General features: G+C 41.5%; 8 protein-coding genes and 1 pseudogene. 6 read left to right on the top strand and 3 right to left on the bottom strand.

Annotated elements, in window-relative coordinates:
- The 4 genes and pseudogenes from V6C11_RS07515 to V6C11_RS07500 all read left to right on the top strand — a co-directional run.
- Positions 1–1,099, top strand: a pseudogene (locus tag V6C11_RS07515) (hypothetical protein); the annotation flags it as partial.
- A 184-nt stretch (positions 1,100–1,283) separates the two neighbouring features.
- On the top strand, positions 1,284–2,645 hold the full coding sequence (locus V6C11_RS07510; protein WP_333530519.1) for a hypothetical protein: 1,362 nt from the start codon (positions 1,284–1,286) through the stop codon (positions 2,643–2,645).
- Positions 2,646–2,789: 144 nt separating this feature from the next.
- Positions 2,790–4,754: a glycosyltransferase gene (locus tag V6C11_RS07505; RefSeq protein WP_333530518.1), complete on the top strand. Its 1,965-nt coding sequence runs from the start codon at positions 2,790–2,792 to the stop codon at positions 4,752–4,754.
- On the top strand, positions 4,755–5,897 hold the full coding sequence (locus V6C11_RS07500) for a glycosyltransferase (RefSeq protein ID WP_333530517.1): 1,143 nt from the start codon (positions 4,755–4,757) through the stop codon (positions 5,895–5,897).
- 95 nt (positions 5,898–5,992) lie between these two features.
- Here the strand turns inward: V6C11_RS07500 and V6C11_RS07495 are convergent, their stop codons facing one another.
- Positions 5,993–7,066, bottom strand: coding sequence for a glucose-1-phosphate thymidylyltransferase (locus V6C11_RS07495; RefSeq protein WP_333530516.1), 1,074 nt, complete (start codon positions 7,064–7,066; stop codon positions 5,993–5,995).
- 274 nt (positions 7,067–7,340) lie between these two features.
- Here V6C11_RS07495 and V6C11_RS07490 point away from each other — a divergent pair, with 274 nt between their 5' ends.
- On the top strand, positions 7,341–9,056 hold the full coding sequence (locus V6C11_RS07490) for a glycosyltransferase family 4 protein (protein WP_333530515.1): 1,716 nt from the start codon (positions 7,341–7,343) through the stop codon (positions 9,054–9,056).
- Between the two features lie 373 nt (positions 9,057–9,429).
- Positions 9,430–9,561, top strand: coding sequence for a hypothetical protein (locus V6C11_RS07485; protein ID WP_333530520.1), 132 nt, complete (start codon positions 9,430–9,432; stop codon positions 9,559–9,561).
- A 250-nt stretch (positions 9,562–9,811) separates the two neighbouring features.
- Here V6C11_RS07485 and V6C11_RS07480 read toward each other — a convergent pair whose 3' ends face one another.
- Positions 9,812–10,081: a hypothetical protein gene (locus V6C11_RS07480; RefSeq protein ID WP_333530514.1), complete on the bottom strand. Its 270-nt coding sequence runs from the start codon at positions 10,079–10,081 to the stop codon at positions 9,812–9,814.
- A complete protein-coding gene (gene istB / locus V6C11_RS07475) occupies positions 10,074–10,853 on the bottom strand; it encodes an IS21-like element helper ATPase IstB (RefSeq protein ID WP_333530513.1) in 780 nt (259 codons plus the stop codon). The genes V6C11_RS07480 and istB overlap by 8 nt, the downstream gene beginning before the upstream one ends.
- Positions 10,854–10,981 lie beyond the last annotated feature (128 nt).

The raw sequence follows: 10,981 nt of genomic DNA, 5'->3' as shown, positions 1-10,981 counted from the left end.
AATTTCCACTATTGAATCTGCCGTATTTAGTGAAACCTTTGGCTTAAGTGAGATTCAGGCGGAGGTTTCCAATATCGAAGCTGCGGTCTTTAGCCTAACCTTTGGTCTGGAAGAAATTCAATCTGAAATTTCCAGCATTGAATCCGCTGTCTTTAGCCCCACCTTTGGTTTGCCGGAAATCAAGTCTGAAATCTCTTTCATTGAGACCGCTGTCGGTGGCATCCTGACCGAAATTAGCAACCTGACCTCTGGTTTCAGTGAGATCATTGCCGAAATCTCCAACATTGAGTCCGCTGTCTTCAGTGAAACCTTTGGACTCAGTGAAATCAAAGCTGAAATTTCCACTATTGAATCTGCCGTATTTAGTGAAACCTTTGGCTTAAGTGAGATTCAGGCGGAGGTTTCCAATATCGAAGCTGCGGTCTTTAGCCTAACCTTTGGTCTGGAAGAAATTCAATCTGAAGTATCTGAAATACTCTCCATTGTAAGCACACTTAATCTTGAATGCCCAGGTGCTTTGTTATCGGATATTAAATCAGAAGTTTCCGCCATTGAATCTGCTGTATTTAGCCCCACCTTTGGCTTACAGGAAATTAAATCCGAAATCTCTAGTATTGAATCCGCTGTCTTCAGTGAAACCTTTGGTCTGATAGAAATTAAATCGGAAGTATCTAGCATCCTAAGCATCGTAGAGGCTGGGGTATTAGGCGGCAATCTCTTTACTACTGGTCCTTTTACGACCAAAACGGGTGAAAATGCCATTGAAGTTCAGGCCTTTAATACGACTGACTCCATCCAAAGTGTAACCTTCTATATCAGGGAATCAAACGATTGTGTTAGCCCGGCTTCAGATGTTCTCTCACTGGACCTTCCTCCTTGCTGCGGTGACAGAGACTTCTTCGGTGGGGGATTACTTCCCGTAATACCGATCGTTGTCGGAGATAGCTACATTATCTTTGCTGAGACCAGTGCCACCTTCGGTATCAGTTTATACGCCTTAGGAAGAACGGTTTTGGCTGGAGTAATCGGTTTGGCTGCCCCAGGTAATACAGAGTTTCAGTCAACCGCTTGGATACCAGTAGGTACCATGTGCACCTAGCATTAAGCAAAGTTGAATCCTCTATGTATGGAAATTAGTATAAAGATACTAAGCTAAAAACTAGCCGGTAACAACATTACCGGCTAGTTTTTTTATGTAAATTTCCTCTAAAACTGCCAGTCAAGGCACATTTAGCTTACTCTGTCATATTATGTAAAAGAAATAAACAAAGGAGGTCTTCTTTATGTGGAATTGGGATGAAAAAAATCCCTGGGACAAATGGGGCAAAAAACAGCATTGTGGTAAAGATCAGTGGGATTGCAATCCCCCTGAAGACGATTGTCAAGACCATGATCCCTGTAACGATTTTGATTGTTGTCCTGATCCGGCATTGTTACACAAAATTATCAAAGCCATTTGTATTTTAAAAAGAGAAATTGATAGCTTGGGAAAATTACTTTGCGATCCCAGATTTGGATTAAAAGAAATTAAAAGAGAAGTAAGAAACATCGAGCGGGGGGTTTTCAGTCCTACTTTTGGTCTACCGGAAATCAAAGCAGAGGTCTCTGAAATTCTGGACATTGTAAGGGATCTGGAAATTGAATTTCCTATTACACTGCTCAACGACATTAAGGCAGAAGTCTCAAATATTGAGTCTGCTATTTTCAATCCTACCTTCGGTTTAGAAGAAATTAAAGAAGAAGTATCTGCCATTGAAAGTGCTGTATTTAACCCAACCTACGGTTTACTGGAAATCAAATCTGAAGTATCACTGGTTGAAACCATTGTTGGCGGCATTCAGGATATGATTGATAATAGTACCTTTGGCCTAGAGGAAATCAAATCCGAGGTTTCTGAGATCCTCGCCATTGTTACCGATATCGTATTAAACCCTGTCTTTGGTATCAGTGAAATTAAAGCTGAAGTATCCGCCATTGAAAATGCCGTGTTCAGTCCTACCTTTGGCCTAGAGGAAATCAAATTCGAGGTTTCTGAAATTCTCTCCCTGGTCAGCAACCTCGACATCGATATTGTAATCCCCATTACTCTGCTTAATGACATTAAGTCAGAAGTTTCTGCCATTGAGTCTGCTGTATTCAGCCCTACCTTTGGTTTAGAAGAAATTAAAGAAGAAGTATCTGCCATTGAAAGTGCTGTATTTAACCCAACCTACGGTTTACTGGAAATTAAATCTGAAGTCAGCCAAATTCTAGCTAACCAAACGGAAAGCCCCTCCCTCTTCCTGTCCAGCGGCCCCTACCTAAGAGAGTGTGAAGAGGAAAACGTGGTTGTCAAAGCCCTGAACAATACCACAGAGGCACAAACCGTTACCTTTATCGTACGTCCCCTTGGTTTTGCTCCACCACTCTGCCCACCCTTTGCAACCATAACCTTTGACCTTGAACCATGTTCCTCTGCGGAAGAGTTGCTAGACCTTACAGATGTACCCTTTAATGTTGAAATTAGGGTCATTCGTTCTGATGCAGGAGTTCTTGTTTATGCAGCTACCACCACCTGCTCCGGCAGAAAGGTTACTAATTTTAAATCTTCAGACTTTGTTTCTGTACCCACTTTCTGTACGACGGTATGTGATCCTGTATTCTAAAAGCCCTAAGGAGTGTCGCAAAACTACAAACGACACTCCTTTTTTATTTGGCTCTGTTAATGTTCATTAACGCTAACAGCCCTTCATTTTCACGTCTTTGCTCCTTCTACATATAATGGCATATAACGTCTTAGGAGGAGTACCATGATTTCGCTATGTATGATTGTTAAAAATGAGGAACACAATTTAGCCCGGTGTCTAAACAGTGCCAAGGATTGTGTGGATGAGATGATCATTGTGGATACTGGTTCTGAAGATGCTACCGTATCGATTGCAGAACAGTTTGGCGCAAAAATTTTCCATTATCAATGGAATGAAGATTTCGCCGCTGCACGCAACTTTGGTCTCGATCAGGCCAAGGGCGATTGGATTCTTTATTTAGATGCCGATGAGGAACTGGAACCTAATTGCTCCGAGCGCATAAAGGCCCTTACAAAACGCTCCAACGTAGAAGCCTATATCTTTCAGATTACTAACCTTACCGACAACAATGATCCATTAAAACACGTTAATGTTCGGATGTTTAGAAATAAACCGGCCTACCGCTTTGAGGGAAAACTGCATGAACAGATTATCAGCTCCATTACTCCCCGGGCCAAGGGTACCCCTGTCATTAACTCAGGGATTAATATTCTTCACTATGGCTACCTGGCCTCTGAATTTATTGCAAAAAACAAAGCCCGGCGCAACCACCGAATTAATATGAAATTGGTGGAACAGGATCCTAACAATCCCTTTTATCTTTTTAGCCTGGGTGGTTCCTGTGTCAACCTCAACAACTTGGAAGAAGCAATTTCTAATTATAGTAAAGCCTTACAATATGTAAACATTCGGGCCATGTATGCACCAAGTATCTTTGTTTCATTGACCTCCTGCCTATTGAAGCTGGGCAGGATCGACGAGGCAGTAACACATATTGAAAAATGCAAAGCCCATTATCCTGATTACGTTGATATTCATTATATCGATGGAGAGCTTTTTAATTCCCTGGGTCATATTAGAAGGGCCATTACTTCCTTTGAAAAATGCCTCCAGCTAGGTGAACAGTGTCAGGGGAAGTACACCACCAGAACAGGTGTCGGCAGCTTTTTGCCCAATTTTAAGCTGGCGGAAATATACAAAAAAATAGGTAATCATAAAAAAGCCCTCCACTATCAATTACAGGGACTAAGACTTAAAAATAATGATATGCAACAATATGTTAACCTAGCTAAGTTATTAAAAGCTTCTCTACAGGATGGGAAGCAGGTTTACACGCTATTAAAGAAAAATGTTAAGCACGCGGATAAAAACACTGAAAAATTAATGTTATCCCGTATGCTTTATGAAATTGAGGAATATGAACTGGCTATCAGACTCTTTGAGCAATTATCCAAAATCAAACCAGAAATTTATTATTATATGAGTAGATCCCTGGTAAAAATTGGCCGTTATCAGCAGGCTGTTTCTATATTACCTGAAATTAATGACTCCCATCAGAGACAAAGGATATTCCTTGAGTTGGTTGCAAAATTCTGGGCCACCGGTTCACCAAGGGATCTATTACCCTATTTAGAACAGGATCTTCCCCTGGATGAGGAATTTATTGATTACCTTAAAGGTATCAATGATTTGTTATTGAAACAAACAACGGAAATAGAACTTAATCCCCATAACTATTATTTTAATGAGATTATCAATGAGCTATTAGAACACAAAGCATTTGCCCTAGTTCTAAGTATATTGAATCTATGTGGTTTTGATAACACCGAAATAATTAACCTTTTAACGTCTGATCCTCCCCATGAAGGGCGATTTGAGATGGCTGCCCGTCTTGCTATAAATGAACTAAAAATTAATCAAAGCACTCATGAAAAATACTATGCCCTGGGTAGGTATTTTTATAATAACCAGGAATACGACTCCGCTCAAACTATGTTGCATAAAGCCCTGGCTCTGCATGCTGCCGAAAAGGTTCGGAATCTCCTCCAGGAGATTTATTTAAAGCAAACCCTCAATATGATTCAAGAGGCCCTTAAAAATTATCCCGACAATGCAGATTTTATGCGTCAGTTGATTAAACTGCAAATGAAATCAGACCAAAAAACTCTGCTCAAGGGGGTGCATTAAGTGCCTTCCATAAGCCTTTGTCTTATCGCTAAAAACGAAGAACATTCCATTGGCCGCTGTCTTAAAAGTGCGAAGCCCTTTGTGGATCAAATTGTGGTGGTGGATACCGGCTCCACAGATTTTACCGTAGAAATCGCTGAGGAAATGGGTGCAGAGGTCTACCATCACCTTTGGCAGGATGACTTTGCTCTGGCCCGTAATAAATCCCTGGAAAAAGCCAGCGGAGACTGGATCTTATTTTTAGACTGTGATGAAGAACTAGAAGCCAAAACAGCACCCCTGCTAAGGGAAGTGGTGAAAAGTGAAAACTATGATGGTTACTGGGTGAATATGGTAAACATGTTCAATAACAAGCCCAGCACACTTTTTCAGGGCTTCCGGCTCTTTCGCAACAGCCCCCTGCATCGCTTTGAATGCCCCATCCATGAGCAGGTCTTACCATCGGTTATCCGAAACTCTTCCCCTAAAAAAATTGGCAAGTCTAATATAACCATTTACCATTATGGTTACGAAAATGACGAGACCACTCAGCGCAACAAAATTGAACGAAACCTCCGCATCTTGCAAAAGGCCATGCAGGACTATGGCAACACAGGCTTTATTCCTTTCTATATTGCCGTAGAGCAGCAAAAGCTGGGCAATTTTCAAAAGGCATTGGAATTTTATCAGCAATCTTTGCAAAGAACAGATTTAAAGGAATCCTACGCACCAGCCATGGTTCGCAGCATGGTAAATTGCTATCTGGTACTGGGGCAATATCAAGATGGTTTGGTCTTTGCCGATAAATACGTAAAGGTTTACCCCAATTATACGGATTTGGTTTATTTAAAAGGAATCCTTTACTATAACCTCGGTAATACAAATGAATGCCTTACTTGTATGAACCAGTGTATCGCCATGGGTGCCCCTCCCATACAGCTCTTTTCCGTGCAGGGTATAGCCGATGAAAAACCCAGGGAAATAATCTTTGAGCTATTAGCTGCTAAGTTGCAAGAAGGTTTAGAACTGGTAAATCAAAGTAAAACCAGCCAAGCTTTTACAGTAATAAATAGTGTATTTACTCAGCTAAAAAAGACACCATTCGAAGATATTTATAATAAAATGATACAAACGATGATCAACAAGTTTACAGGTGCCCAATAAACCAACAAGAAAAAGGAGCAGTTTCCCCAGGACTGCTCCTTTTTCTTGTTGATTTATGCCATGGCCATCTTCAAGATAACGGATGGCTAATCCTGCTACAATAGAACTTCACAATTATCACCGATTAGCAAATTCAAAGGCTCCTTCACATGTAACGAACGCTCGATTTTACAATTATACCCAATGATGCTGTCCCTCAATTGATCAATATTAGCCAGTTGGCAATTTTCCATCACCACAGAGTACTGTAAATTTACATTGTTAAGGATGGTACCGGAACCGATCGATGTATGGGGACCGATATAGGATCTATGGACGGTCACATTTTCTCCAATTCTAACCGGGCCGCAGATGATGCTTTGACTAACCTTTGAACCCTTACCCAATTCCACTGGCCCCTTCAGCAAACTTTCTTGATCCACTTCCCCCTCAATGTTTAGCCCCGTTTGTTCTTCTAGAATAATGCGATTAGCTGCCAATAGTTCTTCTTTTCTACCGGTATCCAGCCACCAACCGTCCATGACCCTGGCTTCCACCCGGCAGTTCAGATCAACTAGTTTTTGAATGGCATCTGTTATTTCTAATTCCCCGCGTTTAGAGGGGATAATCCCATTAACTGCTTGATGAATGACAGGCCGAAATAGGTAAACCCCTACTACCGCAAGGTTACTGGGAGGTACCTGGGGTTTTTCAAACAGCCTAATAATCCGATTATGCTCATCAATGATAGCTACCCCAAATCTTCTAGGATCTTCCACACTTTTTAATTGAATAATTGCATCGGCATTGGAATCCCTAAATTCATTTACAATCTCTTTTATTCCTTTTTGAATGAGATTATCTCCCAGAAACATTAAAAAAGAAGATTCTTCTAAAAACTCCTTAGCCTGAATGACGGTATCTGCGAGACCCCTTTGCTCTCTTTGAAGAATGTAGGAAATTTTACTCCCCCACCTTGCTCCATCACCCAATGCCTCTCTGAAATAAAGCAGGTTTTCCGGACTTACGACAATGCCAATGTCTGTAATACCAGCCTCTACAATTTGCTCCAGGATATAGTGCAGGATCGGTTTGTTAGCCACAGGAACCAGGGGTTTCGCTATGGTATGGGTTAAAGGCCGTAAGCGGGTTCCCTTTCCACCACAGGGTATTAACGCTTTCACATGCATGACCTCACTTATATGTTACTAAAACAGGTCCATTTTTCCATCTGTACATTATATGTGTTTTGACGGGCAGGTGCTAATTTTTTTAGCCTTCGGCCATCTGCCTTCAGCCTTAAACACTTTTTCCTAACAAAACATATAGTAAATAAAAGATAGCCGTGTGCAAAGAACCAAGATAAAAAGCCCATGGCTCATGGCCAAATTGACCCCATAACAAAACATGCAAAAAAGCTGACGGCCGATAGCTGAAGGCTAAAAAACCAAGGAGGTTTTACTTTTGACTTTAGTCAACTACTTTAGGGCCAAGGAATTTCAATTGCGGGCGGTACGCCAAAACTATATTGCAAAACAAAGGCTTCAGAAAAAGCAGCCTATTGATCGACTGGATAAAATCCTCCATGTGGTGTACTTGCTGGGTCATGCAAGTGTCTGCGGCGGTGTAAAGGTTATTCTGGAACATGCCAATGAACTGATAAAGGTTGGGGTACAGGTAAGTCTTTTGTCTCACTTTACCAAACCGGATTGGTTTGATATCAAGGCTGATTATATTCAATTTCCCTTTGGCCTTGAGTTGGCCAGGGGCATCCCTTCGGATTGCGATCTGGTGGTGGCCACCTACTGGGATCAGTTGGCTGCCTGTGTGGAGGCCAATGTGGCCCCAGTGGTTTATTTTGAACAGGGGGACTTTCATTTATGGGATTGGGAGAGGGTAAGGGAAGATAAACAAAAACTAATTTATCATCTCTACCAATTGCCAGCCTATATCATTACCTGCTCACACACGGGGGCTGAAAAGATTAAAGAAGTCTTTCAGCGGGACGCTCTGGTTTTTCATAATGCCCTAAACAATGAGGTGTTCTTTCCCAAAAAAGAGATATCTAAAGAAAAATGGCTTTTAGGTGTGGGCAGTGAACATACAAAATTCAAGCGCATCCCTGACATTTGGCAGGCCTGCCAAAGGGTTCAAAGTAAAGGTTATGAGATTAACTTTAAATGGGTAACCCAGAATCCCCCCACTGGGCCCTTTGGTACGGTAGTGGTAAACCCACCCCAACCCGTATTGGGAGATATCTACCGTCAAGCCCATATTTATATCTGTGCTTCAGAATACGAGACCTTTCCCCTGCCTCCTTTGGAAGCAATGGCCTGCGGCACCCCGGTCATTACCACAGCCAATGATGGTGCTCTGGCCTATGCCGTAGATCAGGAAAATTGCTTATTCTTTACCTGTGGTGATACGGAAGAACTGGCAAATAAAATCATAACCCTTTTAGAGGATCAAGAGCTATATCATCATTTACAGCAAAACGGTTATACAACTGCCGCAGGATTTCAATGGCAGGAAATTATTACCCGACTTAAAACTTTCTACGAAGCAGCGGCCCAACATCAAATCGTCCCTGTACAGCAAGAAACTGACTGGCTAAAGTTAATGCCCATAACCTTTACCCCAGAGGATCAAAGGTCCATTGATCAGTTTCTGGGAGGTACAGCCGCTGACTTAATCTATCTCCCCTTTGTTTATGAGCTCAATGAGCACTGCAAAATAACCCGCTGGCACCCGGTATTTCAAAGAAAATTAGCCACCAGTGGTCAGGTCGATTATCATTACCTGTCATTTCAGGTACTGCCGCTGGAGGAGCACCCTTATCACCAGGCCATCTCCGCCTTTAGCGCTGAAAATTACACCGCAGCCTTTAAATATTTTAAACAACACTTAGAAACAAACAGCAAACCCCAGGAGAAAGCCATTTTATTAAGATGGTTGATCTGGTGCCTTATAGAAATAAAACTATATCCCGAAGCCCAATCCCTATTAAATAATGGCTTAAAGCACTATTCAGGGTTTGCTGACCTTTATTATTTATATGGCCTCCTGGCAAAGTTATCAGGCAAAGACCAAGAAGTAGCAAGGATCAGGCATGCCTTAAACATTATTGGCGATGCCGTAAGCTATCCTGAATATATTAAGGATATTAAAACTCTCCTTTAGAAAATCAAAAAGACATCCGTTGCATTTCTTGTAAGGGATGTCTTTTTAGCCGTTAGCTTTAGGCCATGGTCTCTTTCAGGATAGCCCTGTCACTTTGTCACTAATAAAGTGGCAACTTACACCCTTCTAATGGGATGTTGCAGTAAATATATTGTAAACATTGAAATATTTTGTTAATTATTTATTAGGATTAGTAGTGTTAAAAAAGGGGTGCTTTTAAAATTAGAAACTACAAGTGAAACAAATATTTAGGGAGGGAAATATAATGAAAAGGATAATTAATAACAGGGGTTGTCTTACTGATATTGATATGCTCCCCAGAATCCCCCACTGAGCCCTTCGGTACGGTAGTGGTAAACCCACCCCAACCCGTATTGGAGATATCTACCGTCAAGCCCATATTTATATCTGTGCTTCAGAATACGAGACCTTTCCCCTGCCTCCTTTGGAAGCAATGCCTGCGGCACCCCGGTCATTACCACAACCAATTGTAGGCGCCCAATAAGTCATAGCCTTTCATATAATAAAAGCTGTTTCTTAAACATCACAAATCTAAGTGCGATTGTCAAGAAAAAACTGAGCCAGTCGCCAGAAAAAAGTTGAGCCACTAACGCCAGGAAAAATGTGATCCATTATGGTGAAAACGCTGGAAAAAAACTGAGCCACTTTAGACTATTTAGACTATAAGGTAGCCTGTGGAAGCATTCGATAGTTCTGATGTTTTGCTCCACAGGCTACCTCATATTCTATGAAGGTTATTCACACTCAAATATTTCTCTGAGTTTTTGATAGGCGGGATAGTCATCAAAGGATTCGTAAATGTCACTGTGAATATCCTCGTATGGCTTGGGATCACCGGGAGGGGTAAGGTCATTTACTTCCCGCCTTAGTTCGAGTACCATAGCCTCAAGGTTTTTGCTGTACTCTAGAATGGCCTTAATCAGTTCAAGGTTTTCCATTTCCTTGATGGATTGTAGGGAATCATCATCGTACATTGACTCGTTAGTGACAATAACTCTATTCATGTTTCTTAACCTCTTTTCCATTTAATAATGTCTGCTCTAGCCGATAGGAATCGGAATCCTCCATATTCATATTGAGAATATGAGAGCGGAAGGTGATCCTGTCAATTAAAGCAGCAACCATCATTTCATTTTCAAAAAGGTCAGTCCATCTGGAAAACTCCAAATTGGTTGTTACAATGATGCTGGCCCTCTCAGAACGCTCTGATATTACTTGAAATAGCATCTCCGATTGATGCCTGTTGTAGGTCAGATAAGAGAGTTCGTCGATAATCAGCAATTCCACTTTTGAAAGGCTTTTCTCAAGCTTTGATAACCGATGGAATTGCACAGCTTCGGCAAGCTCATTTGCAAGGTTAACGGCGGTGTAAAACTTTACATTAAACCCGGCATAACAAGCCTTTATGCCAAGCCCTGTGGACAAATGAGTTTTGCCAGAACCGGGAGTGCCTATCATTACGATGTTTTGTCTATTTTTGATAAAGTCGCAAGAAGCAAGTTCGTGGATATATGCTTCAGAAACATGCTCCAGCCTTGAAAAGTTAAATTCATCGAGGGTTTTCATTACGGGGAAGCTTGCTTTTTTAATCCTTCGGCGTTGCCCAGCTTCCTGCCTTTGAGAGAGTTCCAGTTTCATTAGTTCACACAGGAATTTATCATAGCCATCGCCTGGGGAAAGTTGTCTTACGATATTCTCGTATCTTGAAAACGAAGGGGTTCTAAGCTGTTTTGCATATAGCTTTATGGTTTCGTTTAGTGGATTTAAGACGCTCACACCGCAGCACCCCCCATTAGAAGAGAGTCATATTTTCCAATCTGCGGTTTAGCTACTTTGACTTCTATCTTTGGTTGTATTTTGGTTGGCTGATTAACCGGTATCAAATATGCATGGATCTGTGCGGT

The sequence above is a fragment of the Desulfotomaculum sp. 1211_IL3151 genome (assembly GCF_036763075.1).
GTDB lineage: Bacteria > Bacillota > Desulfotomaculia > Desulfotomaculales > Desulfotomaculaceae > Desulfotomaculum.
Note: the sequence above shows the minus strand (reverse complement) of the source record. Positions and strands in the feature narration are given on the sequence as shown.